Source organism: Photorhabdus khanii NC19 (assembly GCF_000517265.1).
Lineage (GTDB): Bacteria > Pseudomonadota > Gammaproteobacteria > Enterobacterales > Enterobacteriaceae > Photorhabdus > Photorhabdus khanii.
Genome location: NZ_AYSJ01000004.1, coordinates 305,178 through 332,080, shown reverse-complemented (window position 1 = coordinate 332,080; position 26,903 = coordinate 305,178). Strand labels below are relative to the sequence as shown.

Annotated in this window: 25 protein-coding genes, 1 tRNA gene and 2 pseudogenes; 12 read left to right on the top strand and 16 right to left on the bottom strand. The window is 45.6% G+C overall.

The genetic code is table 11. The annotated features are described in order from the left end of the window. Positions 1-33: 33 nt before the first annotated feature. From PTE_RS05905 to pepA, 6 genes are all read right to left on the bottom strand, one after another. The gene (locus PTE_RS05905) at positions 34-798 is read right to left on the bottom strand and encodes an amino acid ABC transporter ATP-binding protein (protein ID WP_036844019.1); all 765 of its coding nucleotides are present in this window, start codon (positions 796-798) and stop codon (positions 34-36) included. After that, the gene (locus PTE_RS05900; protein ID WP_036844016.1) at positions 776-1,477 is read right to left on the bottom strand and encodes an amino acid ABC transporter permease; all 702 of its coding nucleotides are present in this window, start codon (positions 1,475-1,477) and stop codon (positions 776-778) included. Before PTE_RS05900 ends, PTE_RS05905 begins: the two co-directional genes overlap by 23 nt. A 274-nt stretch (positions 1,478-1,751) precedes the next feature. Further along, the gene (locus PTE_RS05895; RefSeq protein ID WP_036844015.1) at positions 1,752-2,525 is read right to left on the bottom strand and encodes an amino acid ABC transporter substrate-binding protein; all 774 of its coding nucleotides are present in this window, start codon (positions 2,523-2,525) and stop codon (positions 1,752-1,754) included. A gap of 364 nt (positions 2,526-2,889) precedes the next feature. Beyond that, the gene (locus tag PTE_RS05890) at positions 2,890-5,787 is read right to left on the bottom strand and encodes a valine--tRNA ligase (RefSeq protein WP_036844013.1); all 2,898 of its coding nucleotides are present in this window, start codon (positions 5,785-5,787) and stop codon (positions 2,890-2,892) included. A gap of 13 nt (positions 5,788-5,800) precedes the next feature. Continuing rightward, complete coding sequence (locus PTE_RS05885) at positions 5,801-6,250, bottom strand: DNA polymerase III subunit chi (RefSeq protein WP_036844011.1); 450 nt, start codon at positions 6,248-6,250, stop codon at positions 5,801-5,803. Between the two features lie 62 nt (positions 6,251-6,312). After that, the gene (gene pepA / locus PTE_RS05880; RefSeq protein ID WP_036844010.1) at positions 6,313-7,833 is read right to left on the bottom strand and encodes a leucyl aminopeptidase; all 1,521 of its coding nucleotides are present in this window, start codon (positions 7,831-7,833) and stop codon (positions 6,313-6,315) included. A 291-nt stretch (positions 7,834-8,124) separates the two neighbouring features. On the opposite strand from pepA, the gene lptF reads away from it, so the two are divergent. Both lptF and lptG read left to right on the top strand, forming a co-directional pair. Beyond that, the gene (gene lptF / locus PTE_RS05875; RefSeq protein ID WP_036844008.1) at positions 8,125-9,225 is read left to right on the top strand and encodes an LPS export ABC transporter permease LptF; all 1,101 of its coding nucleotides are present in this window, start codon (positions 8,125-8,127) and stop codon (positions 9,223-9,225) included. Then, positions 9,225-10,301: an LPS export ABC transporter permease LptG gene (gene lptG, locus PTE_RS05870; protein ID WP_036844007.1), complete on the top strand. Its 1,077-nt coding sequence runs from the start codon at positions 9,225-9,227 to the stop codon at positions 10,299-10,301. Before lptF ends, lptG begins: the two co-directional genes overlap by 1 nt. Before the next feature lie 111 nt (positions 10,302-10,412). Here the strand turns inward: lptG and ampH are convergent, their stop codons facing one another. Beyond that, positions 10,413-11,630: a D-alanyl-D-alanine-carboxypeptidase/endopeptidase AmpH gene (gene ampH, locus PTE_RS05865; RefSeq protein WP_036844005.1), complete on the bottom strand. Its 1,218-nt coding sequence runs from the start codon at positions 11,628-11,630 to the stop codon at positions 10,413-10,415. A 498-nt stretch (positions 11,631-12,128) separates the two neighbouring features. Between ampH and PTE_RS05860 the strand changes: the two genes are divergently transcribed. Together PTE_RS05860 and PTE_RS05855 are read left to right on the top strand one after the other, a co-directional pair. Then, positions 12,129-12,213 (top strand) — tRNA-Leu (locus tag PTE_RS05860). A 165-nt stretch (positions 12,214-12,378) separates the two neighbouring features. Next, on the top strand, positions 12,379-13,632 hold the full coding sequence (locus PTE_RS05855) for a tyrosine-type recombinase/integrase (RefSeq protein ID WP_036844003.1): 1,254 nt from the start codon (positions 12,379-12,381) through the stop codon (positions 13,630-13,632). A gap of 138 nt (positions 13,633-13,770) precedes the next feature. On the opposite strand, the gene PTE_RS05850 is transcribed toward PTE_RS05855, so the two are convergent. From PTE_RS05850 to PTE_RS26360, 3 genes and pseudogenes are all read right to left on the bottom strand, one after another. After that, entirely contained in the window at positions 13,771-13,980 is a 210-nt protein-coding gene (locus PTE_RS05850) for a helix-turn-helix domain-containing protein (RefSeq protein ID WP_036844002.1), read from the bottom strand. Between the two features lie 456 nt (positions 13,981-14,436). Further along, entirely contained in the window at positions 14,437-15,519 is a 1,083-nt protein-coding gene (locus PTE_RS26365; RefSeq protein WP_051477235.1) for a helicase RepA family protein, read from the bottom strand. Positions 15,520-15,570: 51 nt separating this feature from the next. Continuing rightward, positions 15,571-16,356, bottom strand: a pseudogene (locus PTE_RS26360) (primase-helicase zinc-binding domain-containing protein); the annotation flags it as partial. Here PTE_RS26360 and PTE_RS05835 point away from each other — a divergent pair. Continuing rightward, on the top strand, positions 16,355-17,092 hold the full coding sequence (locus PTE_RS05835; protein ID WP_051477211.1) for a hypothetical protein: 738 nt from the start codon (positions 16,355-16,357) through the stop codon (positions 17,090-17,092). The pseudogene PTE_RS26360 and the gene PTE_RS05835 overlap by 2 nt on opposite strands. A gap of 167 nt (positions 17,093-17,259) precedes the next feature. Here the strand turns inward: PTE_RS05835 and PTE_RS05830 are convergent, their stop codons facing one another. From PTE_RS05830 to PTE_RS05810, 6 genes and pseudogenes are all read right to left on the bottom strand, one after another. Continuing rightward, complete coding sequence (locus PTE_RS05830) at positions 17,260-17,457, bottom strand: hypothetical protein (protein WP_036843998.1); 198 nt, start codon at positions 17,455-17,457, stop codon at positions 17,260-17,262. After that, positions 17,438-18,061, bottom strand: coding sequence for an ash family protein (locus PTE_RS05825; RefSeq protein ID WP_051477210.1), 624 nt, complete (start codon positions 18,059-18,061; stop codon positions 17,438-17,440). Before PTE_RS05825 ends, PTE_RS05830 begins: the two co-directional genes overlap by 20 nt. Beyond that, positions 18,058-18,258, bottom strand: a complete 201-nt coding sequence (locus tag PTE_RS05820; RefSeq protein ID WP_036843996.1) for a helix-turn-helix transcriptional regulator — start codon at positions 18,256-18,258, stop codon at positions 18,058-18,060. Before PTE_RS05820 ends, PTE_RS05825 begins: the two co-directional genes overlap by 4 nt. Positions 18,259-18,261: 3 nt before the next feature. After that, positions 18,262-19,140 carry an integrase domain-containing protein gene (locus tag PTE_RS05815; RefSeq protein WP_036843995.1) on the bottom strand — a complete coding sequence of 293 codons (879 nt, stop codon included), beginning with the start codon at positions 19,138-19,140 and terminating at the stop codon, positions 18,262-18,264. Between the two features lie 15 nt (positions 19,141-19,155). Beyond that, positions 19,156-19,350, bottom strand: coding sequence for a hypothetical protein (locus tag PTE_RS25410; RefSeq protein ID WP_131601430.1), 195 nt, complete (start codon positions 19,348-19,350; stop codon positions 19,156-19,158). Between the two features lie 1,430 nt (positions 19,351-20,780). Then, positions 20,781-22,159: pseudogene (locus tag PTE_RS05810) on the bottom strand (IS1182 family transposase). Positions 22,160-22,302: 143 nt separating this feature from the next. On the opposite strand from PTE_RS05810, the gene PTE_RS05805 reads away from it, so the two are divergent. The 7 genes from PTE_RS05805 (at position 22,303) to PTE_RS05775 (ending at position 26,725) form a co-directional block, all read left to right on the top strand. Further along, entirely contained in the window at positions 22,303-23,124 is an 822-nt protein-coding gene (locus tag PTE_RS05805) for a DUF932 domain-containing protein (protein WP_036843992.1), read from the top strand. A gap of 65 nt (positions 23,125-23,189) precedes the next feature. Further along, positions 23,190-23,660 (top strand): RadC family protein, encoded by a 471-nt coding sequence (gene radC / locus PTE_RS05800; RefSeq protein WP_036843990.1) that lies wholly within the window; start codon positions 23,190-23,192, stop codon positions 23,658-23,660. Positions 23,661-23,672: 12 nt separating this feature from the next. Beyond that, entirely contained in the window at positions 23,673-24,008 is a 336-nt protein-coding gene (locus tag PTE_RS05795) for a type IV toxin-antitoxin system YeeU family antitoxin (RefSeq protein WP_036843989.1), read from the top strand. Positions 24,009-24,044: 36 nt separating this feature from the next. Continuing rightward, entirely contained in the window at positions 24,045-24,365 is a 321-nt protein-coding gene (locus PTE_RS05790) for a TA system toxin CbtA family protein (RefSeq protein WP_036843986.1), read from the top strand. Between the two features lie 113 nt (positions 24,366-24,478). Then, positions 24,479-25,312, top strand: coding sequence for a DUF4942 domain-containing protein (locus tag PTE_RS05785; RefSeq protein ID WP_036843984.1), 834 nt, complete (start codon positions 24,479-24,481; stop codon positions 25,310-25,312). A 74-nt stretch (positions 25,313-25,386) separates the two neighbouring features. Next, complete coding sequence (locus PTE_RS05780) at positions 25,387-25,782, top strand: DUF6088 family protein (RefSeq protein WP_036843982.1); 396 nt, start codon at positions 25,387-25,389, stop codon at positions 25,780-25,782. Beyond that, positions 25,775-26,725 carry a nucleotidyl transferase AbiEii/AbiGii toxin family protein gene (locus tag PTE_RS05775; RefSeq protein WP_036843981.1) on the top strand — a complete coding sequence of 317 codons (951 nt, stop codon included), beginning with the start codon at positions 25,775-25,777 and terminating at the stop codon, positions 26,723-26,725. Before PTE_RS05780 ends, PTE_RS05775 begins: the two co-directional genes overlap by 8 nt. Positions 26,726-26,903: the final 178 nt, after the last annotated feature.

Here is a 26,903-nt window from a genome sequence, read left to right as displayed (position 1 = left end):
GCACAATTACGGCAAGGTGCTTTTAACGGTGGGTTATATCTCCCAATCCGGTAAGGTATTCGTTAAAGTTGAAACAAATTCAACCGTCCGCTGCTTGAGGGCACGAGTAAAAATCGTTTTCGATGTCCCCGATTCGACAATTTCGCCAGATTCTAAAAATATGACGTTGTAGGCAAGATTGGCTGCCAGACGCAGATCGTGTGTTGCCATCAACATCGTCGTTCCTTCTTTAGCCAACTGCTTCAATACAGCAACCACTTCCAGCGATAATTCCGGATCAAGCGCGGAAGTTGGCTCATCACACAATAACACTTTGGGAGAAGGTGCCAGCGCTCTGGCAATTGCTACACGTTGTTGCTGACCACCGGATAGCGTGGCAGGCAAGACGTCGACTTTGTGTGACATGCCAACCTTTTCCAGCAGCTCAAGCGCCCGCTTTTTAGCTTTTTCTGGCGACCATTTCTGTACCCAAATCAGCCCTTCCATAATGTTTTCAATCACCGTCAGATGAGGGAAAAGTTGAAAATTTTGAAACACCATGCCGGTTTGCTGGCGGATCCGTTGTATATCCTTATGAGCAATGCGCTCTTTACCGATGAAGGTCATACTTTCACTGCCGATTTGGAGCTTCCCGGCTTGGGGAATTTCTAATAAGTTGATGCAGCGTAACAGCGTGCTTTTGCCACTTCCTGATGGGCCGATCAGGGCGGTAAGACTGCCTTCCTCAATGTTAAGATCAATATTTTTCAGGACCTTTTGCCCGTCAAAACTTTTTTCAATGCCGGAGAGCTGAATCATCTTTTAATTCCTTTGTATCACTCTGTTGTGAGAACTTCTTTTCCAGACGGGTTTGCAATGATGACAATACTGAACTGATTATCAGATAAAGTATTGCAGCCTCGGTATAAAGAATGAGGGGTTGATAAGTCACCGCCGCAATACGTTGTGCAGCAAGGAAAAGTTCCGGTACGGTAATGACTGAGGCTAATGAAGTATCTTTCACCAGAGAAATAAATGTGTTTGAGAGTGGCGGAATAGCGATTCTCGCGGCTTGAGGCAGAATGATCCGGCGTAATGATTGTGTCCAGCTCATACCAATAGAATAAGCCGCTTCCCACTGCCCTTTTGGTACAGATAATAAAGTGGCGCGGATCACCTCAGAGGTATAGGCGCCAATATTCAGTGTGAAACCAATAACGGCTGAGGTAAATGCGCCTAGCGTAATACCAACGCTGGGTAAGGCATAAAAAATAAGAAACAGTTGCACAAGTAACGGTGTACCACGGATCAGCCATACGTAGAATTTGGCGACAGCAATAAGCGGTTTTGGCCCGTAAAGCCGGATTAGTGCAACGATAAACCCAAGTATGATACCAAGAGTAAAGGTAATAAGCGTCAGCGGAATAGTGAAAGTAAAGCCCGCATAAAGCATAGGCCAGAAAGAATCGAGTACTAAATTAAACCAGGAGGGCTCCATATACTTTCCCTATTGTGTAATATAAAAATATATTTATTTTTATGAGATTGTTTTAAATATCATATGGCAAGCTGGGAGTTTATATATATAAAATAAAGTTATATCATATGATCATTTTAGATATATAAAAGGGTTTGTATAAATCAATATATTTCATGTTTGATGAAAATATTCCCTAATTCTTCAATTCAACTGGATTAGCGATAAAGTTCCCTGGTTAGAGTTTGTATCTAACGTTGAGGGAACTGGTTTATTTGAGTAAGGTATGTTTCACTTATTCGGGAGTATTGTCGCCAAAGTATTGAGCCCAGATGCGCTGATAGGTACCATCGGCTTTGATATCAACGATTGCTTTATCAATAGCCGTTTTTAGTTCTGACTCGCCTTGGCGGAGTAAAATTGCTGTTTGCCCTGCGTTTGGATCCGACGCAACAATTTTCACCGGTGCATTTGGCTTGTGCTTCTTATAGTCCAGATAAGAGAGGCTATCGTTGATAGTGGCATCGGCTCTACCGGTACTGACCAGTTCGATTTCCTGGCTAAATCCATTCGTGCCGATGATTTCCGCGCCATTATTTCTTGCTATCTGAGCGAAGTTGTTGGTCAGAGTATGTGCTGAGGTTTTGCCTTGCAAATCGCTGAATGTTTTTATGCTGTTGTTATCTTTATTGGTGATAAGTACGGCTTGAGATGTGATATATGGGATAGAAAAATCATATTTTTTCTGGCGCTCAGGAGTAATCGCAATTTGATTAATGACAGCATCAGAACGCCCGGCATCCAACCCGGCAATAAGCCCATCCCATTTTCCCTCAATAAATGTCGGTTTGACATTCAGCCGATGGGCAATTTCACGACCGATATCGACATCAAAACCAGTCAAAGTGCCTGAAGCGTCGCGATAGGTAAAGGGTGGATAAGCCCCTTCAGTCGCAATTTTGAATATGCCGGTGGATTGAATCTTATCAAACGTTGATTCTGCATTGGCAGGATGTACAAGACCGAATTGCACAGTACTTGCCAATAACAGGGTAAAAATTATTTTCATTTTATTTCTCCAGATTATTATAGCTATTAAATTATAATTTGATGTTTTACTGGTAATAATATATTTATTTGTGTGAATTTATTCCAGATATAATATGAGAAATTTAATGATTTATATATAAAATAAAATTATATCATATTGTAATTTCAGATATATAAATATGAAAAAATGAATAAAATAAATATTTATTATATGTGTCCTTATTAATGAAATAGTTGTTGTTATTTTCAATATATTTGATGGTGTTTATATAGAATGGGCTGAATTTACATTTTATTATAAATTTTATCGTTTACGTTTTGAATTAAAAAGCCACTGACAACGAATTGCAGTGGCTTTGATGAAAATTTACTTGTTGAGAATATTATAGCGCAGCAATGGTTTCCTTCTGAGCTAACAGCTTCTCTTTTGATGCATTACAGGTTGCCAGGCGTTCACGCTCTTTAGTGACAACGGCTTCGGGCGCACGGCTGACAAAGCCTTCATTCGACAGTTTACCTTCAATGCTGCCAATCTCTTTATCCAGCTTCTCAATCTCTTTATCCAAACGGCTCAACTCGGCTTGTTTATCGACTAAGCCCGCCATTGGGATTAACACCTCTGCACCATTAATCAGCTTGGTTACAGAAACCGGTGCTTCTTCACCAGCAGGCAGCAGAGTGACAGCAGAGAGGCGGCCCATTGCCTGAATAAAATTCAGGTTTTCCGCTACACGACGTTGCGCGCCTGCATCAGCATTACGTAGCAGAACTTCTAGCGGCTTACCTGGTGCGATGTTCATTTCAGCACGAATATTGCGTACCGCAATAATCGCTTCTTTAATCCATTCCAGATCGATTAGCGCGAGTTCATCTGCTTTCGCCTGATCAAATTCTGGGAACGGTTGCAGCATAATGGTATCTGCTTCAATCTCCTTAACCACTTTCACCCGCTGCCAAATGGTTTCGGTGATAAATGGAATAATAGGATGGGCCAGACGCAATAACCCTTCCAGAACTTCAATCAATGTATGGCGGGTACCACGAACTTCTGCTTCTGAACCTTTGTTGATCGCCGGTTTAGACAGCTCCAGATACCAGTCACAGAACTGATTCCAGGTGAATTCATAAAGAATATTGGCAGCCATATCAAAACGATAGGTATCCAGTGCTTCACGATAAGCTTTTACTGTCTGGTTAAATTCAGCCAGGATCCAGCGATCAGCCAGTGACAGCGCCATTTCGCCGCCATTTTGGCCGCAATCCTGACCTTCCGTATTCATTAGAACAAAACGGCTGGCGTTCCACAGTTTGTTACAGAAATTACGATAACCTTGCAGACGCTTCATATCCCAGTTGATATCACGGCCCGTAGAGGCCAATGCCGCCAGTGTAAAGCGCAGGGCATCGGTACCGTGAGATTCAATACCCGCCGGGAATTGCTTCTCTGTACGCTTGCGGATTTTTTCAGCCAATTGTGGCTGCATCATATTGCCGGTACGTTTTTCCAGCAGATCTTCCAGAGAAATACCGTCAACCATATCCAGCGGGTCAATGACATTTCCTTTGGATTTGGACATCTTTTGGCCTTCGTCATCCCGGATAAGACCGGTCATGTAGACGGTCTTAAATGGAACCTGAGGTTTGCCATTTTCATCTTTGATGAAATGCATGGTCATCATGATCATACGGGCAATCCAAAAGAAAATGATGTCAAAGCCACTCACCAACACGTCCGTTGGATGGAAAGTTTTCAGTGCTTCAGTTTGTTCTGGCCAGCCAAGAGTAGAAAAAGTCCACAGACCGGAAGAGAACCAAGTATCCAGGACATCTTCATCTTGGTTTAGGGCGATATCTGCACCCAGATTATTTTCACGACGAACTTCTTCTTCGTTGCGGCCTACATAGACATTACCTTCAGCGTCATACCACGCCGGGATACGGTGGCCCCACCACAATTGACGGGAGATACACCAGTCTTGAATATCGCGCATCCAGGAGTAATACATATTTTCATACTGCTTAGGTACGAACTGGATATCGCCATTTTCAACGGCTTCGATAGCCACTTTCGCCAGAGGCGCTGTACGGACATACCATTGATCAGTCAGCATTGGCTCAATAACCACACCACCACGATCGCCATAAGGAACGGTCAGATCATGAGCTTTGATTTCGGCCAGCAGACCCAGTTTTTCAAACTCAGCAACCATCGCTTTACGGGCGGCAAAACGCTCCATGCCTTGGTATTCAGCCGGAATATCAGAACAGTAGGCATCAGAAATCTCGCCATTGGTATCGAAAACTTCTGCTTCATTACGGATATTGCCATCAAGTGTCATGATATTGATCATTGGCAGAGCATGGCGTTTACCTACTTCATAGTCATTGAAGTCATGGGCAGGCGTGATTTTCACGCAACCGGTGCCTTTTTCCATATCCGCGTGTTCATCACCGACAATAGGAATGCGGCGGTTAACTAATGGCAGAATGATCTGTTTGCCGATTAAATCCTTATAACGCGGATCTTCCGGGTTAACTGCTACACCGGTATCGCCCAGCATAGTTTCAGGCCGGGTAGTTGCAACGATCAGGTAATCTTTACCTTCTGCGGTTGTTACGCCGTCAGCCAGCGGATAACGCAGATGCCACATAGAACCTTTAATTTCCCGGTTCTCAACTTCCAGATCAGAAATTGCAGTGTGCAGTTTCGGGTCCCAGTTAACCAGACGTTTGCCCCGGTAAATCAGGTTTTCTTTATATAAACGGACAAAAGCTTCTTTTACGGCGTTGGACAGACCTTCATCCATGGTAAAACGTTCACGCTCCCAGTCAACAGAGTTACCCAGACGGCGCATCTGATTGGTAATCGTGCCGCCAGACTCTGCTTTCCACTGCCAGATTTTATCGATAAAAGCATCGCGGCCATAATCGTGACGGGTTTTGCCTTCTTCTGCTGCGATCTTACGTTCAACTACCATTTGAGTAGCAATACCTGCATGGTCAGTACCGGATTGCCATAAGGTGTTTTTACCCTGCATCCGCTGATAACGGATCATCGTATCCATAATAGTTTGCTGGAACGCATGGCCCATATGCAGACTGCCCGTCACATTTGGTGGCGGGATAACAATACAGAAACTTTCGCGGCTGGTATCACCATTAGGTTTGAAATAACCACTTTTCTCCCAATGGGTATAAAGAGGCTGCTCAATTTCTTTAGGATTGTAAGTTTTATCGAGAGATGGCTCGGATTGCGTTTGGTTAGCGGGTGTTTTTTCCATTTTATCTTGATACTTAGTCTGTTGGCGGCGTTGCCATGGTCAAATTAAAGCCGACGCTGCGATATGTTTTATATCGTTCACGCGCCAACTGTTTCAAATTTTCATCTATAGGAACGAAGTCTATCACTTCATGGAAAGCGGTGGCAAAGTCTGCAAAGTGCGGCAGCAGATTTATCAGGATATCACGGGGGGCGTTTCCCCGTTTTTGTGGCCAACATAACTCAACCGGGGCGCCATATCTTGGCCCTTCACCCGCGAGGTTATGCGGGACGAACTGATGAGGCTCCCGTTGCCATAAAGCTTCATCTAACTTTTCTGCCTGTTGTTGATCTTCACAGGCAATCAGCACCCGCTTTCCTGCTCGCCATTGGTCAGCCGTGAGTTGACATGCTAGCCATTCGTGAGCCTGCAAATCCTCTTGAGGTGATGGCTGTTCCAGTAAATAAAACGTGGCACTTTTCATTAATGTCTCTGTTACGAAAAAAGGGCATTGTAAATGCCCTTTAATAAGCGGGGGAGATCAAATCAATCGTCGTTATTGATACCGGCATTGCCTGCACGATTTAACAGGAATTGCGACAGTAATGCAACCGGGCGGCCTGTGGCACCTTTTGCTTTACCTGAACGCCATGCAGTACCGGCAATATCCAGATGTGCCCAGTGATATTTTGTGGCGAAGCGAGATAGGAAGCAGGCCGCGGTAATTGCGCCACCTCCACTGCCACCGGTATTTGCCAGATCAGCGAAATTAGAATCGATTTGCTCAAAAAACTCATCGGTCATTGGCAGGCGCCATGCGCGATCACCTGATTGTTCAGAAGCATTTAGTAGTTCATGGGCCAGTGGATTATGGTTGGATAGTAATCCACTGTAATGATTACCAAGAGCAGTGATGCAAGCACCAGTCAATGTGGCGATATCAATGACTAGTTCCGGATCAAAACGTTCAACGTAAGTTAACGTGTCACACAGAACCAATCGGCCTTCTGCATCCGTATTGAGCACTTCGACAGTCTGACCAGATAGGGTGGTTAAAATATCTCCAGGTCGGTAAGCTCGACCTCCTGGCATATTCTCACAGCCTGCCATGACACCGATGACATTGAGCGGTAGTTGTAACTCAGCAACCACACGCATAACACCATAAACTGTTGCCGCACCACACATATCGTATTTCATCTCATCCATGCTACCCGCAGGTTTGATTGAAATACCACCAGAGTCAAAAGTCAGGCCCTTGCCAACAAGGATAATGGGTTTGGCATTTTTATCAGGACTGCCTTTATATTCCATGACTGACATGAGAGATTCATTCTGAGAACCCTGACCAACAGCCAAATAGGCGTTCATTCCCAGCTCTTTCATCTGCTCTTCACCAATGACTTTGGTTGTAATATGACTATTGGCAGAATCTGCGAGTTGGCGTGCCTGAGAGGCCAGGTAAGCTGCGTTACAGATATTTGGCGGCATATTGCCAAGATCTTTGGTCGCTTTGATACCGGCAGCAATAGCAAGGCCGTGTTGGATCGCACGTTCACCACTAGTCAGCTCCCGGCGAGTCGGAACATTGAAGACCATTTTACGCAGTGGGCGGCGTAACTCATTTTTATTACTTTTAAGCTGGTCGAAAACATAGAGAGACTCTTTGGCTGTTTCTACCGCTTGGCGCACTTTCCAGTAATTATTGCGGCCTTTAACATGCAACTCTGTTAAGAAGCAGACTGCTTCCATTGAACCTGTTTCATTAAGGGTGTTGATCGTTTTGTGGACAATCTGTTTATATTGACGTTCATCTAGTTCTCGTTCTTTACCGCAGCCGATGAGCAAAATACGTTCAGATAACACATTGGGAACATGATGCAGCAGCAGAGATTGACCAACTTTGCCTTCCAGTTCACCACGGCGCAGCAAGGCGCTGATATAACCATCACTTATTTTATCGAGCTGTTCGGCAATAGGGGAAAGGCGGCGGGGTTCGAAAACGCCGACAATGATACACGCACTGCGCTGTTTCTCCGGGCTACCGCTTTTTACACTAAATTCCATGCGTTCTCCTGAATCTTAAAGACAAAGACGGACGCTATCGTTAAAATATAGCGTTCCGCATTAATCTACCCCATAGAAAGTTCACTCTTTATGTTAAGCTAAACGCACTACTTAATAATTGTTTAGCTAACTATTTAAGTATGTTCTGATTGGGAACCTAAATAAATATGAAATGCTTCGAGAACATTTTAGCAATAGGGAAGCCAAACTGATGCATATAATAAATAGTAGATATACAATGAAGTTAGCCATTTTCCTGCAAAAAGACAAGTTTTCACAGGCGTAATAAGCGTGATCATCATTAGATATCTGGTACGGGAAACCCTGAAAAGCCAAGTTGCGATACTCTTTATCCTTTTACTGATTTTTTTCTGTCAAAAATTAGTAGAAATTCTGGGTGCAGCAGTGGAAGGAAAAGTCCCGGCAAATTTGGTTTTATCCTTGTTAGGACTGGGTGTGCCTGAAATGGCGCAGCTTATTTTACCCCTGAGTCTTTTTCTCGGGGTGTTGATGACTTTCAGCAAACTCTATACTGAAAGTGAAATTACTGTTATGCATGCGTGTGGCTTGGGCAAACGCGTGTTAGTGGTTTCAGCACTTATTCTGGCATTGTTGACTTCCGCGCTGGCGGCGGTGAATGTCATTTGGGCAATGCCGTGGTCCTCAATATATCAGGAACATGTGCTGGCTGACGCCAGGGCTAACCCAAGCTTGGCGGCGATAATGGAAGGAAGATTCAAACCTTCCAATGACGGTAACTTGGTGCTCTATATTGGCAACGTGCACGGCGATAAATTCGAAAACGTATTTCTTGCCCAGCTTCGTCCGGCTGATAACCAGCGCCCTTCAGTTGTGATCTCGGATGGCGGTCATATGGTGGAGCGGCCTGATGGTAAACAGATGGTTGTCCTTAACCACGGTACCCGTTACGAAGGTACTGCAATGCTGCGGGATTTCAGAATTACCGAATTCAATGATTATCAAGCGGTTATTGGGCATCAGGCTTCGACTGTAGATGGTGATAAAATTGAACAAAAGTCCATGACTCAATTATGGCAAAATGATGATAAAGATTCCCGCGCTGAGTTCCATTGGCGCTTGACCCTGGTGCTCTCGGTATTGATTATGACCATGATGGTTGTACCATTAAGTGCGGTGAACCCACGTCAGGGCCGGGTACTCAGTATGTTGCCTGCGATGCTGCTTTACCTAATCTTCTTCTTACTGCAAAGTTCCCTGCGTTCTAACGGTAGCAAGGGCAAATTGGATCCGATGATCTGGATGTGGGCGGTTAACGGGGCTTATCTGATGCTGGCGCTGATTCTCAATATCTGGGATACCGTACCGATGCGCAGAATTCGGGCCCGTTTCAAAGGTAGAGGAGTAGCCTGATGTTTGGTGTATTGGATCGTTATATTGGGCGAACTATTCTACAAACTATTCTGATGACACTCTTTATGCTGGTATCACTCTCCGGCATTATTAAGTTTGTTGACGAGTTGAGAAGAGTGGGGAGGGGGGAATATACCACTCTTTCCGCAGGTCTTTATGCTTTGCTGAGTGTGCCGAAAGATATTCAGATATTCTTCCCGATGGCCGCTTTACTTGGGGCCTTATTGGGGCTTGGCACGCTGGCAACCCGCAGCGAGCTGGTGGTTATGCAGGCTTCTGGTTTTACCCGTATGCAGGTTGCTGGCTCAGTCATGAAAACGGCAATTCCGCTGGTGATCCTGACCATGGTTATTGGTGAATGGGTTGCGCCACAAGGTGAACAGATGGCACGTAACTACCGGGCTCAGAAGATATTTGGTGGTTCTTTGGTTTCAACAACCAGAGGTATGTGGGCGAAAGACGGGGCCGATTTTATCTACATCCAGCAGTTAACGAGTGATACAGAGATTAAAGGCGTTAATATCTATCATTTTGATGATGAAAAAAAACTACTCTCTGTAAAGTATGCTGCCAGTGCTATTTACGATGAAGATAGTGACTTGTGGAAGCTTTCTCAAGTGGAAGAATCTGACCTGACAGACAGCAAAAAAATCACGGGATCACAGAGTATCTCTGCTGACTGGAAAACCCGGCTGACACCACAAAAATTGGGTGTTGTCGCACTCGACCCTGACGCGCTTTCCATCAGTGGCTTGTATCAGTACATCAAGTATCTTAAACAGACTGAGCAGGAATCAGGGCGTTATCAACTGAATATGTGGAAAAAGATATTTGCCCCATTTTCAGTTGCGGTAATGATGTTGATGGCGCTTTCCTTCATATTTGGCCCCCTGCGTACCGTACCTATGGGGGTTAGGATAATCACAGGGATCAGTTTTGGCTTTTTGTTTTATGTCCTCAACGAGATCTTTGGCCCACTGAGTTTGGTTTACAGTATGCCGGCAGTTTTGGCAGCGCTGCTACCCAGTTTTCTATTCCTTACTGTGAGTATTTATTTACTGCTTAAGAGACAGTAACTTTTAGAAATTGCGGTGTGGGTGATGGGAATCAGATATTAGAGGAGCCGCAGGGATGGAGAACTAAGCGGGAAACTCCATCCCAGGTATCTCGATTTATAAAACTCAGATTCAAACTTGTTTGTAATTCTTTGACAACGCGGTTACCAGTTGATTAACCCCGGTCGTTACACTGCTGAACTTACTGCGTTGCTTCCGGGTAATCACCACAAATACTCCGATATTCTGCTCGGGGATCATTGCCATATACGTATTGAACCCACCGCCACCACCGGTTTTCTGATAAATTCCCGGTACATCACCACGGGCGTTCATGTAAACCCAGCCAAGGCCGACGCCATCTGCCTGACCGGCAACATCCATCCCTTTAATTGAAGCCAGATCGGAACGCTTAAAATAAACTCCCTGTTCGCGGCTGGCGGTCTGCTTACGTAACTGACTGTCTGATGACAAAAACTGCTGCATCCAGCGTTGCATATCTCTTGGCGTTGAATAAATTCCACCACTACCCGCTGCTGCAACAGTGTTAAGGCATGGGCTGGATTTATCACTTTCCATCAGACGGGCGCACTGAGAGCGGCTTGGTGTCAGTGTGGTGTCTTTCATGTAATAAGGGCCGGTGATCTTATCGTGCAACAAGCGGGTATATGGCTTACCTGCGGCCTTAGAGAGCGCATCCGCTAATAAATCGTAAGCCAGATTGGAATAGGATACAGTTGTGCCTGGAGATACATCTAATTGAGCGGTTTTCAACCAAGTCCAGCGATTGGCTTGTGTAGGCCAGACAAAAACAGGGCGCGCCCATTGACCTCCAGGTTGTTCACGAGGTAAACCACTGGTATGGCTTGCCAGGTGGAACAACCGGATAGGCTGAAGAGGGCTGTATTGAGGCACTTTCACGCCATAATAGCTGTAATCCTGCAATGGATCGGTGGAACGCAGAATCTTATCCTCTTCCAGCTTGATCATAATCTCACTGGTCATCAGCTTAGTCAGCGAGGCGATGCGGATAACGGAATCAGGCTTAGGACGGATGCCGTTTCCCGGATGGGTTTCACCGAAACTGCGGTAAACTACCTGATTATTATCAATCACCACCATCGCCATGCCTTGGGCATTGCTGCCATTGAAAATATCCTGAGCGTACTGATCAACCAATTGCGAAGCTAACTTTTTAGTTCTCGCGTTTCCTTCAAACACCTCCCATTTCAATGGTTGCTTCTTTGGTTGCAGAAACTTTGGCGAATAGGTTTTATCGGAAGAAGAACAGGCTGCGAGAGCCAACACCATGGCAGAAACAGGGAAGATCTTAAAAAACTGTTTATTCATTTTGAATTAACCAATCAGGCATACTTCCAGTGAACTTACGGACAGGATAGAGATATCAAAATACGGTTACTTATTCTTTTTAAACAGCATCATCAACGCGCCAATGACAATGCCCAAAAAGATACCGGCACCAATCCAGCTAATAATCGTCATAACCATTTACCTCATAGTGAATTATCATCCAGATTATATAAGGTGATTATAAGTTGTCTATCGGCGTCAGGTGTTTCAGCCAACTATAGTGATATAAAACTGTTTTAGGTTTTTTTTCGGTTGTGAGCTGGTGTTGAATAGGAAGATTAATTTTAGACTGAAAAGATATTGCTGAGTATGCTTTATACTTGTCTGGGGCTTTTGTGTTTAAAAATTGAGCGTGCATTTACATGGAATAGATAAAAATGATCTTTTTTTCGACGGTTAAACTAAATCAGTAGGATAACTATTGCTAACAGATCACTGACAGGTATAATGGCCCCGTTCTCCGCATACTACTTCAGTGCCGAAGTGGCGAAATCGGTAGACGCAGTTGATTCAAAATCAACCGCCTTCGGGTGTGCCGGTTCGAGTCCGGCCTTCGGCACCATTTGACCTTCCAGAGATGTCCATAATCTTCCATAACTATATGAAAAAACAACAAATTACTTAGTTTTTGAGTCTATAATCGTCCATTCGTATCCGTTGACATCCATGATATTTGGGGGTCAAATTGGGGGTCATTTCTTTTCGATAATGAGTTGACCCCCAAATTATGCCTTTAACAGACATGGAAGCTCGTGCGGCAAAGCCCCGTGAAAAAGAATACAAACTTACCGATGTACAAGGTTTGTATCTTCTCATCAAACCCAATGGCTCAAAACGCTGGTATCTGAAATATCGGTTTGCGGGTAAAGAAAGCCGGATTGCTTTAGGTGCATATCCTCAAGTAACACTGGGGAAAGCTAGAGAGCAACGCGATAGTATCAAGATAATGATCCGTAATGGCATCAATCCCAGTAAAAAAAGAGAAGTAGAAAAACAAGAAGCAATTGCCGAAACCTTAACTTTTGAAAAAGTGGCTAGGGATTGGCACAGTAGCAATAAGCGTTGGTCAACAACGCATTCAGAACGAGTACTGGGTGATCTCCGACGTAATGTTTTCCCTGCGATTGGGAATAAAAGTATTGCAACTTTAGAGGTCAAAGATCTGTTGGCACCTCTCAAAGAGATAGAAAGCAGTGGTCGATTGGAACTCGCTTCCAGACAACAACAAAGGATTACTGCTATTATGCGCTATGCGGTACAAAATGGCTTGATCGCTCGCAATCCTGCTCAAGATCTCAAAGGTGCGTTGGCGACACGCAAATCAACTCATCGTCCTGCTCTTCCTCTTGAAAAATTACCCGATTTTCTTACTCGTCTTGAACACTATAAAGGACGCCACTTAACTATTTTAGCTGTCCGACTGACTCTATATATATTTATTCGTTCCAGTGAACTCCGTTTTGCACGCTGGAGAGAAGTTGATCTGGATAAAGCACTTTGGACAATTCCAGCAGAAAGAGAGCCTATTGATGGTGTTAAACATTCTCATAGAGGTTCGAAGATGCGAACGGTACATCTTGTACCTTTATCCCACCAAGCTCTTGAATTATTAAAACAGATAAAAAAATTATCTGGAGATAATGAGTTAATCTTTCCGGGCGATCATAATCCAAATAAGCCAATGAGTGAGAACACAATAAATGCTGCTTTAAGGACGATGGGTTATGACACTAAAACAGAAGTCTGTGGACATGGTTTTAGAGCAATGGCTTGTAGTGCTTTAGTTGAATCAGGATTATGGTCAAAAGATGCAGTTGAGCGGCAGATGAGCCATCAGGAACGTAACAGTGTACGAGCTGCTTATATTCATAAAGCAGAACATTTGAAAGAACGTAAATTAATGGTTCAGTGGTGGGCTGATTACTTGGATCAATGTAGAAAGGAGTTTATTGATCCCTATGAATTTTCAAATAAGAAATAGGGTTAAAATAACCATATAGAAACACATTAATTTACTGTGTAAAAAGGCCCACTTTGAGTAGTGGGGAATAGATGTTTTGAGTGAGGGATGTTTTTTTAAGAGTTATAAAGTCTCTCTAACCTGGATATTTTAATATTGTTACCTTTTATAACGGGAAGGCCAGATAATTTCAGATGAAATCCCTAACGCATCAGCAATAATTCTTTCTCCTTTAGGCCAGTGGCGTGTCAATGCGTTGGCTAGTGTAGATGAAGCTAGTCCAGCGCTCCTTGATAAAGCAGCTAATGTTATTCCTTTCTTTTTTAGTCCGGCAATAATATCGGCTGGATGCCAATCTTGTTGAATCATATTTTATATTCTCCTGAGTGGCGACATAAAATAATTATCCTTTCATGGATTCTATCTGTAAATAGTTAAAGTTAAAAAATACTATTATTTTACTATTCCCCCGTTTAAATGCCCCCATTCATTACCCATTTCATTCCCTTTAAATAAAGAAAAGACGTTTTTATAATTACAGAACAATGTAAATACTCTATTGAATGTCACTGAATAGGATTGTTTTAGATATTATATTATGAACGGGTTAAATAACTACATGTCCATAGAAAAAATATACCCATGTTTCCCCCGTTTTATCCCCCACGATATATGGATTTTTATTTCCCCCACATTGATATTATTAAAATCGCTTAAGGTCAGACAGAATAAGGGTTTCACGTGCTTCCCCCTTTTAGGTGTACTTAATAAGTGGCAAGTGGGGAGTATTGCCGGATTTCTGACAATATCCCCCACATTTACCATTTATTCCCCCGTATTGGAGTGGCGTTGATTAATGCGGATATCTTCACCCAATACGGTCAATAAGCCATCATTTTCCAGTTTGTCCAGCCAACGGCTGAATTTCTTTGATACATCGATGCCTTTTGCTCGTAAGTCATCCCGTACCTGTGATTTTGTGCAGGAATCGCTTTGGGCTGTTCGGTTACGAACAGATTCCCATAGGGCCAGATGATTGTCTGACAGACGCCGGACATGGGCCAGTGCCACATCACTGGCTGCGGTATCTTGAGGTTGTCTGGGCTGATCTGACAACACCAGAGAGGTAATCTCTTCACCATCTTCATCAATACAAATGCTGACCGGATGCAGGTCGTAAGCGACTTGTGGCGGTTCATCAGCATCTTTCATTTTAGTACAGCTTAATATCAGTGCTTCTTTATCATTTTCACGGCGGATATTAAACTCCGCATCCAGTGCTGCCCGAAAGGCGCTGGAGCCTCTTGCGCCTTTATCTTGGTCTTTGCCGGAATGGTGCACAACAAGTACGGTGGCGTTTGTTTTGGCTTTGATATAGTCGCAGCCCTGAATAAACGCGCCCATATCTTTAGCGGTGTTTTCGTCTGAGCCGCCAAAACAACGGGCGAGGGTGTCCAGTACAATCAGACGAACAGGTAATCCGGTTTCCTGTTCGACATCTTTGGCGGCACAAATCACCTGTTCAGCGCTTTCCGGGTTAGCAGGAAATACTGGGCAGTCTATACGGTAAAGGGCGTCTATCGGGCTGTTATCATTCAGGCTGCTTTCCCATGCCCGGATACGACGAGGAACTCCCAGTCCCCCTTCACCCACCACATAAACCACCGCTCCCCGATTGACTCGTTTACCTGCCCATGCTTTACCTGTGGCAATATGACATGCCCATGACACCGCCAAAAAAGATTTATAAGAACCACTGGGGCCGTAAATACTGGCTAAGGAGTTACTGGGCAAATGGCCTTTAATCAGATAATCCTGATGAGTATCAAATCCTTCAGAACTTCTGCGTAAAGGTAATGATGTGCTGTAAGTCGTCGGAAGACAAGTTACAGGAAGGGGACTGATGATTTTATCTGTCTGATGATAAAAGGCTGTTCGGGTGGCTTCATCACCGTATTGCCTGCGGTAATCATCCCAGTCAGCCTGATAGTCTGTTGGTGGCAGGGCAACCTTTCCCTGTATTGCATTAGCGGCCTGTTCTGCCTTAATTTTTCCGGTGTTCTCTTCATCTGCATTAATATCATTATCCCCCGCGATAATAAAAACACCGTGGGGATGTTGAGCTTTAAGCGTTTTTGCTACATTGAGCAGATTATTAGCGGAAATGGCGGCATAGATTGCACTGTTACGGTTAATAACGGCCAGTGATAAGCCAGTGGCATAACCTTCTGTAATGATAATGTCATCATGAGAATCAGGCTCGCGGACAGCAGCAAAAGCCCCTTTTAACTGACTGCCGGATAATAATCGCTTACTGCCGTCAGGGTGAATCAATTGGGCACCGCAATATTCTCCCGAAATATTAACCAGTGGCAACACCAGTGTATTTTCTGGAAACATCACATTGCCTGTTTTTTGACAGTAAGCCGGCGGGAACAGAAAAACGGGTTCAGCTAAATTTTTGCGGAGCAAATAAGGGCTTGCGCCCTTAATGCACTGATTTAATAATAAACTGACCCGTTCAGCAATCGGCACCTGAATAACAGAAGCTTTTTTTCTGGCTGGCGCTGTTGACGGAAGTTCTGACAACTCAGATATCCACCTTGCCGCTTCAATCAACTGACAGCCTTCAGATTTTGCCAATAAATCCAGTCCATCTCCATGACCGCATTCAGCCCGATTACAAATCCATGTACCATTACCGTCTTTATCATCAAATCGGAACCGGTCTTTCCCTCCGCACATGGGGCATAGGTATCTGCACAATTCTCGTCAGAATGGTATTAATATTCAGTATGCTTTCAACTTTTCTATCGCCGGGCTCGATGCCCGGCTCAACCGTCGATATCAATCTTTGGTTAAACAACATATGACCCCTGCCACTTCCCTTGCGCCGGCGATTAAAGATATCGCCAGTGCCCAGAAGACGACCTTTGCCACCACTCAGGCCGTCTGGCGTTTTCTCAACAATGACCGTATTTCATTTAGCCAGCTTAATCAGCCGATGATTGAACTGGCCCGACAGGGCATCGCTCAGAGTTCCCATGCTTATGCGTTGGTGGTTCATGACTGGTCTCGCTTACAGTTTGCCTCACATCCGCATAAAGCCCAGCGTCTTCAGATGACCCATGCCCGGGATATCGGTTATGAGCTGCAAACCAGCCTGCTGGTTGATGCCGCTTCCGGTCTGCCAATCGCCCCGGTGGCACAGTCACTGACGGACAATACCGGATGTCACTCCACGCTGGATGAGAACCGGCTGCTTCCAGGAACGCATCTGGATGCGTTGACAGCCTGTATCAACCAGATTGAAGCCCTGGAACTGGGTAAAACATTGATTCATGTGATTGACCGGGAAGGTGATTCGGTGGGCCATCTGCGTCAGCTCAGTGCGCAGGGATTTCGGTGGTTAATCCGGGGAAAAGAGGGCCATCGTGTTGAATACCATGGAGAAACACAAAAACTCGGTCAGGTGGTATAAAACCTGTCTTTTTACGTCACCGGACTGTGGATTACAAACGGCGGAAAGCGAGCCTGGCGGTGAGTGAAAACCACCTTTGCTAACCCTCGCCCCCCCTCGGAATCTCATCAAAAAAAAAACCTTTCATTTGCCCAAAGTAATCACATGGCGATTGCTCCCCGTGACGCTTATACTTGTCCAGATGATGCATGAGGATGGGCTGCGGCTGCCGCAGTGGACCCTCTTACCGAATGCGGAACATTAACAGAATGCCTGTGGGCTGGCGCTTTGCGATGATTGGCAGGCACAACAATGCCCGCCTGAGACAGAATCGCGGGCCAGCGGTGGCGGGATTGCCGGACAATATCAGAAACGAAGGAGGGCATGATTTTCCTCCTCAGTGGTTTCCCCAACCAGCATTTTACTGAGCAGTTCAATGCGTTCCCATAAAATGAAAGCTAGGATTTCCTTAAACGCGAGATTATTTTGCTCAATAATACTATTGATAAGTGCCCGGCAGTGGTCGAGTACTTCTTCTGAGTTTTCAGGGCGGTAATCATGCATAAAACACCCCTGCCAGAGAAAAAGTCTTAGAACGGGAGAATAGTTGACATTGTAGATAAAACAGCCAGTTTTGGGGTGGTAGGTAGAGGTTAAGAGGGGGTATAGCCATAAGGCAGCCTCCATTGTGTGCGAACTATCGCTACCACCAGAGACGCTAACCTCAAGGGTGGCAGCCCAGACAGGGTTAGCGTTACCGGACACAATGGAAACCGGCGCTTCTTTCGAAGCCCCTGCCTGAGCCACCATAGACAACAGGTGTACAAAGGCACCAGCATTGAATAGCCTAAAACAGGCGTCTAATGCTGCCATCATGTTAATCGGAACGCTAACTCCGGCTGCGGATTTTGCCGCAGCGCGTGAACTATACCTCAGTAATTTACTGATTATCAACTTATAATTAAGGTTAAAAGCCTCATTCAGACTCATCCCTGTGTTTCCTTGCGATTGTTGATTTTATTGATAATCCATTCATCAATTTCTTTTTCTACCCATGCAACTGAGCGTGCTCCCAGACTGACAGATTTAGGAAACTCGTCTTGCTGCATCAAATGGTAAATCCATGATTTCTTTAAACCGACTTTTTTCATGACATCCGCCAGACGTATTAAGGTTGTCTCTGCCATTTTTCAATCTTCCTTTTGACTATAAACTCGTTCAACATAACGCCCGCGACCATCACCGTGACCTAAATCCATTGAGACTAAGGCTCTGGCTTCCTGACGAGTAAAACCGCTTTCTTGGTAAAACTTCAATGCATCCTGTGCCCATGCGTAGCGCAAACTGTGCGGGGCATAACAGCCTGTTAATCCCAATTGTGTCGTATGAGCACGCCAGTAGTTCATAGCTTGTTTGAGGTTGGGTTTATCAATCAGTCTGCCGCCGCGTTGTTCTGCAATTTCAATGGCTTTCTCAACGGCTTTTTTCACGGCTTCCACATTCAGTACATGGGTTTGCCTTGGGCGACCACCTTTTGTACCGAAAATTATATGAAGTTTAGGTTCAGGCTGGTTAAGCTGTTTTTGCCAGCTTTTCAGCGAAGCACTACACTGAACGGCTTCCTGAGAACGCAGCCCCATCAAACGAGTAAGCTGGAGAGTGACAGCCAGTCCGGCATCGTATTTTGTTGCTTTCTGATAAACCGCCTGAAAAAGCACATCAGGAATGGCTTGTTTTGTCCCTGCTCGGCTGGCACCACTCAATCCCAATGCCTGATTACTCAGCCGGGGAGAGGTGCTTAACTTGGTCCGACCCGCCAGAAGAAAGATATGGCGAAGTGCCGACATTTCATTTTGCAGGGTACGTTTGGCTATCCCTTGAGACAGTCGGGCATGGATATAACTTTCAATGTGTTTGGTCTTTAAATGGTTGAGGTTTTTCACCTGGATATTCAGCCTTAGCAAAAACTCGCCTAATCGTCCCGCTATCCTAATGCGGTCATGGCAGGTTTTATGACTGCCTCCGGCTTGTCGGGCAAAAGTTTGCATTTCCCTGACTAATCGACTCATATCACCCCTTATTTTTCACCTGATAACATCAAATCTCTGGCGCGCGACAATTCTGACAAAACAGAGGTTATCTGTTTTGCCCTTGAACGATACCTGTGCGCCAGAGTGAGCTCTGTTGAGGTATTGCGGGGCATCGGTTTCAGTACGCTGTACTACCGCCTGTGTGAACAGGTTATCCCCTCTGGCAAAAGCCAGCCTCGATATCGTCAAGCCTTCCTTTTTAATGTTTTTTTAATCTTAATTAGCAGTGACAGAAGCACTGATTTGTTGAACGGGCATACACCTGTAATACGAATGTTGCCTTTATGCTGCGGCGTCACTTTCAGCGGTAAACCGGCGAAAAGTGACGCCTGAACATCGGAGTGAGTAAACAGAAGCAGGGCAGGCGTTTGCTGATGCCTGATGGCATAGCAAAGTGCTGCCCGTAGCAGTGTAAAACTGTCGCAATATGCTGATATTGAGATATAACCTACCTGACCGCCTGATAACTCAGGCAGCAGTAGTTAAGGTGTGAGCCAAGCAAACCACAAACCGCGGATGCTTTAACTTACGTGAGGTGAATGAGGTTAAACGTGTAACTTAATCTCATTGGAGCGAAAGGCAAGTAAAGCTGTCCTGTCTGACTCCTGGGTATAAGAAGAACTCTTTTCCTCCGGGATAAACAACCCGTGAGTGAGTCAAATGTATAAGTGCACCTTCATCGCTTTCATTTCGCGATCCCCGCTCTCAAAGGATAAGTGGGGTTATCAGCCTCATGGTATCTGACGGCCTTCTCTTTTCAGATCAGGGAGAATTTTAGGTATGGTCGCTCGAAAGCGCTTCTTCACAGACCTTTTAGAAGCATTGAGTGCTGTCAATGGCAGCAATAGCGGATCACTCGAAAGCGTTTCCTCACAGATCCCTCGGAAACATTGGCGGCTGTCGATGACAGCAATTAAGTGTAGCAAGGTTAACGCAGGATGTAACACGTAGCAATAGGGGACAGATAATTTAATCAGTGAGTTAAACGGTTGATTAGATACGCTGACGAAATCAGCTTATTGATGACTATGACATGGGCGTTTTCTAGCTGACGCGCTACGCTTGTCTTCTCTTAGTTGACTTGTTAAAAAATTTAACAAGTCAACTAAGAGAGTTGAAAAAACCACGGAGTTATCTTGTATCTCAAATGAAATAAAATCACGTAACGAAATAGACTGTAACTTAAAATTACACCATACCTGTTGTATTAATTTTCTATTTAAATTTAATTGGTTACATGAAATAGTAGTGAATAATTCTGGTCTTGGGGGCATAAAAAGGGGCATCATAATAATATTTTTTAATAAACTAATTTAAAAACAATATATTAACTTATTGTTCGAGTCCGGCCTTCGCACCATCGGAACATCAATGGACGTCAACTGACGTCTTTTTTTGTCCCTGAAATCCAGTACTTATCTATCGTTCCCGCTATATTAACTCTCCCGGGGTCAACCGACTTCAACGTACATCTACCAACAGATGTTGGTAGATGACAGACCGCTGACAAACCTCGTTGAAAATAACGGGGTCTGTTCCTTTCATTATGAATCATAATGCCATCCATTTTCCTCATTAACCCGGTTTAATCCCCCGCCAGGGCGCTATTTTCGCTTCTCCTACAATAAAACACTCGCTCTCCAGAGATAAAAACAACACAGCATTGCGACCAGCAAGGCTATCTTCTTGATATTTTGGGCTGTTGCCGACAGGAGACACTGTATTTGCACTTTCTGCAACCCACGAAAACGGGCATAGCGGTGCCCGTGATGCTGCTTCGCATCCGCAAAACTACGCTCTATCGTCTCCTTTCTTCGTTTGTAGAGCTTTTTCCCCCACGGGGTTAATCGGTTTTCTCTGGCCTGCTCTTTACTGGCCTCCCAGACATGGCGGGTTAGCATTTTTCCGCCTTTCGCGTGAGTGCAGGCATCACGCTGCGGACAGCTCTGGCAGATAGTCGCCGGCGCTTGATAATGCCGGTATCCCTGACGGTCGGTTGGGGTATAAATCAGGTTTTCGCCCTGCGGGCAGACATAGCAATCTTGCTGCCTGTCATAGGTGAAGTGTTTCTTCTGAAAGGTGTTCGGTCCCTTGTTTGGGCGGCGATAACCGATAATGGGCGTAATGCCTAACTGTTCCGTCAGATAACAAACCGGGGCCGTAAAATAGCCCGCATCCAACCCAACCGCAAGGGGATTGAGAGCAAAACGCTCTAACTGACGCGTCAAACGCTTGATAAAAGGCTGGCTGTCGTGGACATTACCTGGTGTGGCGTAGGTATCGGTGATAATACCGACTTGCCCATCCACGGTACGGTGGTCAAGGTAAAAGAACCCCCTGGGTTTGTTGGTCCGGGGCATAAACCCGCTTTCCGGATCGGTGGTACTGACTTTCGTCTTTCTCTGCCGTTCCTTAAGGGCTGGCTTCAGGCTTTTTTTCCGGCTGCCGCCCGGTCTTGAGTGACGGCTTTATCCAGTGTGTCAAAATAGGCGCCGGGGGGAACCGACCGCATGACATTCTCCGATTTATGCGGATTGGCACTGGCTTTCAGGTGGGTGCTGTCGGTATAGAGTACGTGTCTGCCCACAAATCCTTTGGCTATCGCCTGTTCAACAATGTGGTCAAAAATCTGTTGGAAGACCGCAGTATGATTGAAACGGCGGCGGCGGTTCTGGCTCAGGGTTGAGGCATCAGGGACCTTTTCTGTCAGTCCGAGGCGCAGAAACCAGCGGTAAGCCACATTAACCTGAATTTCCTGAACCAGACGGCGTTCACTGGGGACGCCAAACAAGTAGCCGAGTAACATCATTTTAATCAGCATGACCGGATCGATAGCAGGACGGCCATTATTGTGGCAATACAACGGGGCGACTCATTCGCGGATAAATTCGAAATCAATGGCAGCATCGACTTGACGGACCAAATGATTTTTAGGGACCAGCTCGTCAAGCGAGAGCGTTTCTGGTGGGAAAGTCTGGAGAGGGGGTGTTCTTAACATGGTGGCAAGCTCCGTTGAGTGAACGGAACTTAATTAAAACAAAGTGTCGGATAAAAAACCAGCACTTTGTCAATAATCTGGGGCCATGCCTCCTTCGGGAAGCATGGCCTTTTTGTCTTTAATCTCCATATAAGGAATTAGCTATGACTCGATTAGCCAGCCGCTTTGGTGCGGCCAATGTTGTACGTCGTGACCGCCCTCTAACCCGTGATGAACTGGCGCATTACGTGCCAAGTGTCTTCAGCGAGGAGAAACATGAATCACGCAGCGACCGATACACTTACATCCCGACCATTACCCTGCTAGATAATTTGCAGCGAGAAGGCTTCCAGCTGTTCTTTGCCTGCCAGACCCGCGTGTGCGACCAGAGCAAGCGTGAGCACACCAAACACATGCTGCGCCTTCGCCGCGAAGGACAAATCACCGGCAAGCAGGTGCCAGAAATTATTCTACTTAACAGTCACGACGGCTCCAGTTCATACCAGATACTGCCGGGTCTATTCAGATCGGTTTGCCAAAATGGACTGATTTGCGGTGAGAGTTTTGGTGAGGTGCGTGTCCCCCATAAGGGTAACGTGGTGGAGAAAGTCATTGAAGGGGCTTACGAAGTACTGGGGATTTTTGACCGGGTGGAAGAGAAGCGCGATGCTATGCAGTCACTTTTGTTACCTCCATCAGCACAACAAGCAATGGCGAAAGCAGCATTAACCTATCGCTTTGGCGAGGAGCACCAGCCGGTCACTGAATCACAAATCCTTTCCCCGCGCCGCTGGCAGGACGAGAGCAACGATCTGTGGACCACGTACCAGCGCATTCAGGAAAACCTGATTAAAGGTGGACTGTCGGGGCGAACGACCAAAGGTAAACGCGCCCACACACGCGGCGTTAAAGGTATCGACGGTGATGTGAAGCTTAATCGTGCCCTGTGGGTGATGGCCGAGAATACGCTGCAGCTTGCTTCATGAACCTTTTTATAATCCTTCAGGCCCTGCTAATAAACCAGCGGGGCTTTTTGTTTTAAGGAACAATTATGTCTGCATTCAATTTATCCCCGGTATTTCCTGCAAACGAGCAGCGAGTCATCCTTCGAGCGTTGCGACTGTTGGAGAAATACCAGCGTCAGCCGAGTGAGCCATTTACCTCCACCAGTTTCACCAAAACCTGGCTTCAGCTACAGATGGTTCATCAGGAGCGTGAAGTTTTTATCGTGATGTATCTCGACAATCAGCATTGTCTGCTGGAACGAGAAACACTGTTTACCGGCACGCTCAGCCATACCGAAGTGCATCCCCGAGAAGTGGTTAAATTGGCCCTGAAGCACAATGCCGCTGCGGTAATTCTGGCGCACAACCATCCGTCCGGTACGACAGAAATCAGCCAGCAGGATAAACATATCACTCAGCGGATCGTGAAAGCGTTGGCACTGGTGGAAGTGCGTGTGCTGGATCATCTTGTGGTTGGGAACGAAGTAGTTTCTTTTGCTGAGCATGGTTTGCTTTAAACAGAGGTTTTCATGCCATTAATACCACCCCATGAATGGGGACTGCAAAGCGATATCACCCCACGCTTTGGCGCAAGGCTGGTTCAGGAAGGCAACAGGCTACATTACCTGGCTGACAGGGCTGGTTTGACGGGGAGCTTTACCCCGGAGCAACTGCAGAAACTGGATCTGGCTTTCCCTCTGTTTGTAGAACAACTGGAAAATATGCTGCGCTCCGGCGAACTAAATCCACGACAGCAACATCAGGTAGCAGTTCATCTTGCTGAATTCACCTGCATAGCTGATACCCGTGGTAGTTGCGGCTACGTTTACATCGCTATCTATCCTCAGGCTTTAGCCACGCAGTAACACCTTCTCTCTTCTTCTATTATCAGGACTTCACTCATGCAAATTTCAACTGTACCGGCCACGGTGCCGGTTTCGTCACGCCTGTCACCCGTCCAGGTCTGGCAGCAACTGTTAACTTATCTTTTAGAGCAACATTACGCCCTTACACTCAACGACACGCCATTCCATGACGACACGGCCATCCAGGAACATATCGAGGCGGGGATCACGCTTGCTGATGCAGTGAATTTCCTGGTTGAGCGCTATGAACTGGTACGTACTGACCGAAAGGGATTCACCTGTCAGGAACAGACACCGTTCCTGACAGCTACCGATATTCTCAGAGCCCGGCGAGCTACAGGGCTGATGAATACGTAAATTCTTCGAGCCTCATTCCTGTTTTTTACCTCTGAACTCTCCACTCTTTTTATTCATCGCATAATGCGCCTGCCACTCCCGGCAGGCGCATTTGCTTTTATGGACGATTAACGATGCAAACAGAACCCGATGTGTTAACGGAACACAGCGAACTCATCCTTTCGACCAGTATGGAACGCATTGTCACTGGTCGCGATTCCGCACTTATGCAGATTAAACAGATCATCGAGCAGCTTGATGCCATTTCACGGTTAACCTCAGAAATCGGCGGTGGTACAGCGCAAGGCTGGGCGATGAAAGCTGGACATCGTTACGACAGTTGGCTGACTGAAAAGGCTGATAAAGCGATGCCTGCTATCACCCGTAATATCGACCGCAGTATCTGGCGCGATTTAATGTTGAAATCTGGCATGATGTCGCTAATGGATGCGCAAGCTCGCGACCAGTGGCATAAGAACCTAGAGGAAGGCGATCTTCCTGCAATCAGCGAGGCGAATATACTCAGTACCTTTGAGCAGTTGCATCTGAACAAAATAGATGTGTTTGAACGCGGCATTATTAATGTTTTCAAAGGGCTGTCATGGGATTATAAAACCAATAGTCCTTTCAGCTTCGGTAAGAAGATTATCATTAACAATCTGGTGACGCATAACCGCTGGGGTTTTAGCCTCAGCTGGGGTTGGCGGCGGGATCAACTGGCAGATCTTGAAAGAATGCTTTTTCTGCTCGATGGTAAACCGATATCTGACAATCGTGGTGATATCTCTATCCGGTTGATGGAGCATATTCGTGATAACCCGGCGAAGGAAGTTTACGAAGATGAGTTCTTCAGCATTCGTTACTATCAAAAGGGCACTGCGCACTTGACCTTCAAACGCCTGGAGTTGGTTGAGAGGATGAACGACATCATTGCTAAACACTACCCGCGAATACTGGCTGCAGGGTAAGTTAAGTGTCGTATGTTTGCTGTTAAAAATGTCGTATGTTTGCTATGATGAAGAAATGACCAAAGGAGGATAGCATGACCACAAAAGCTCGTATTCAGTCACGACTGAAACGCTCAAAGCGTTATGTTTTCACTCGTGACGATTTCAAAGATCTTGCTGGCTACGATCAAATTGGCAGAGCACTGCGTGAACTGGTGAAGGAAGGGCAACTGCTGAAAGTAGGTTATGGCGTCTACACCAAAGCGCGGAAAAATGCGATTACCGGTAAGTTGATGCCTGCTGCTCCCGGAGGTTCTGCTGCGGTAGTGATTGAAGCGTTGGACCGCTTGAAAGTGGATTACCGCCTGGTAGGAGCAACAAGCGCTTATAATAGCGGTAAATCCACTCAAATCCCCGCGTCACTGGAAATCAAAACCTCACCACGTTTTAAGAGAACGTTGTCAGTAGGGAACAGCAAATTAAATGGATGATTTAACAAAGCTATTCCCAGACGTTGCCGATGCTCTGGGCATTGAATCAGTTGCAATTGTAGAGAAAGATTATTACATCGTTGAGTTATTGCGATTGCTCCAGCCTCTGTCTTTTGATACGCATCAACTGGTTTTTGCCGGTGGAACTGCATTGTCAAAAGCGGGGATATCTTTGAACAGGATGTCGGAGGACGTGGACATTAAGCTTGTCCCTGTCGCCGGTTTTTTCCAGCAATATTCCAGGGGGCAGCGTAAAAAAATCCGTAAAGGTGTTATTCAGATCATTATCGAAACGATTGCCGCCTCAGATACGTTTCGCATGGATGAAGAGTACCCAAAGGTTACTCGTGATGAATATCGCTATAATGAAATTCCGGTGCGTTACCCGCAGGAATATGCACAAGCTCCCTGCTTAAGGCCATTTATCAAACTGGAACTAATGGAAACGGATTTGCTTGAGGCTGCGGAAAACCGCGCTATTAGCTCATTGGTAATGGATCTAACAAAGAAAGGCGAAGTAGTAAGGGCTTTTCCCTGTGCAACTATCGCCAGCACGCAGGCTGAAAAGCTGATCTCGATGATGCGCAGAACGGCTGCAAGTATGCGTGATGTGGAACGAGCAGTGGATGAATCATTGGTGCGTCATATCTACGACAATTTTTGTATTGTTAGAGAGAAAGGTGCTGATGTTCCTGTTTTGAAGCACTTCGTGCAGGAATGCATTGAACAGGATATTGAACGTTATGGTGCCCAGTACCCTGAGTTCTGCGAATCACCTGTTGAAGAACTGAAAAGGGGGCTGGAAGAACTCGTGAGCAATCCTGTTTATAAGGAACGCTATCTGCAGTTTGTCACACCAATGGTATTCGGCGAAAGCCACGTTTCCTGGGAAGAGGCCTATGCCTGTTTTCGCCGAACGGCATTAAATGTAGTTGATGCATAGCGACAGAGTTGTGCTCGATTATTAGTATCTTCCCAGGTAATTCTTGCCCCGATTCGAGTCCCAAAATCAACGATTTAATGTGTTGGTATCGATGTTGGTATATTATCTAAAAGTTATTTTTTATTGTTTTTAAATCAAAGGATTAATCATTATGTGCGAGTCCGGCCTGCGCACCATC

Bases quoted from the DNA above. Each gene is read 5' to 3' on its own strand.
- PTE_RS05905 (WP_036844019.1), bottom strand. From the start codon at position 798: ATGATTCAGCTCTCCGGCATTGAAAAAAGTTTTGACGGGCAAAAGGTC.
- PTE_RS05900 (WP_036844016.1), bottom strand. From the start codon at position 1,477: ATGGAGCCCTCCTGGTTTAATTTAGTACTCGATTCTTTCTGGCCTATG.
- PTE_RS05895 (WP_036844015.1), bottom strand. From the start codon at position 2,525: ATGAAAATAATTTTTACCCTGTTATTGGCAAGTACTGTGCAATTCGGT.
- PTE_RS05890 (WP_036844013.1), bottom strand. From the start codon at position 5,787: ATGGAAAAAACACCCGCTAACCAAACGCAATCCGAGCCATCTCTCGAT.
- PTE_RS05885 (WP_036844011.1), bottom strand. From the start codon at position 6,250: ATGAAAAGTGCCACGTTTTATTTACTGGAACAGCCATCACCTCAAGAG.
- pepA (WP_036844010.1), bottom strand. From the start codon at position 7,833: ATGGAATTTAGTGTAAAAAGCGGTAGCCCGGAGAAACAGCGCAGTGCG.
- lptG (WP_036844007.1), top strand. From the start codon at position 9,225: ATGTTTGGTGTATTGGATCGTTATATTGGGCGAACTATTCTACAAACT.
- ampH (WP_036844005.1), bottom strand. From the start codon at position 11,630: ATGAATAAACAGTTTTTTAAGATCTTCCCTGTTTCTGCCATGGTGTTG.
- PTE_RS05855 (WP_036844003.1), top strand. From the start codon at position 12,379: ATGCCTTTAACAGACATGGAAGCTCGTGCGGCAAAGCCCCGTGAAAAA.
- PTE_RS05850 (WP_036844002.1), bottom strand. From the start codon at position 13,980: ATGATTCAACAAGATTGGCATCCAGCCGATATTATTGCCGGACTAAAA.
- PTE_RS05835 (WP_051477211.1), top strand. From the start codon at position 16,355: ATGGGGCATAGGTATCTGCACAATTCTCGTCAGAATGGTATTAATATT.
- PTE_RS05830 (WP_036843998.1), bottom strand. From the start codon at position 17,457: ATGCCCTCCTTCGTTTCTGATATTGTCCGGCAATCCCGCCACCGCTGG.
- PTE_RS05825 (WP_051477210.1), bottom strand. From the start codon at position 18,061: ATGAGTCTGAATGAGGCTTTTAACCTTAATTATAAGTTGATAATCAGT.
- PTE_RS05820 (WP_036843996.1), bottom strand. From the start codon at position 18,258: ATGGCAGAGACAACCTTAATACGTCTGGCGGATGTCATGAAAAAAGTC.
- PTE_RS05815 (WP_036843995.1), bottom strand. From the start codon at position 19,140: ATGAGTCGATTAGTCAGGGAAATGCAAACTTTTGCCCGACAAGCCGGA.
- PTE_RS05805 (WP_036843992.1), top strand. From the start codon at position 22,303: ATGACTCGATTAGCCAGCCGCTTTGGTGCGGCCAATGTTGTACGTCGT.
- radC (WP_036843990.1), top strand. From the start codon at position 23,190: ATGTCTGCATTCAATTTATCCCCGGTATTTCCTGCAAACGAGCAGCGA.
- PTE_RS05795 (WP_036843989.1), top strand. From the start codon at position 23,673: ATGCCATTAATACCACCCCATGAATGGGGACTGCAAAGCGATATCACC.
- PTE_RS05790 (WP_036843986.1), top strand. From the start codon at position 24,045: ATGCAAATTTCAACTGTACCGGCCACGGTGCCGGTTTCGTCACGCCTG.
- PTE_RS05785 (WP_036843984.1), top strand. From the start codon at position 24,479: ATGCAAACAGAACCCGATGTGTTAACGGAACACAGCGAACTCATCCTT.
- PTE_RS05780 (WP_036843982.1), top strand. From the start codon at position 25,387: ATGACCACAAAAGCTCGTATTCAGTCACGACTGAAACGCTCAAAGCGT.
- PTE_RS05775 (WP_036843981.1), top strand. From the start codon at position 25,775: ATGGATGATTTAACAAAGCTATTCCCAGACGTTGCCGATGCTCTGGGC.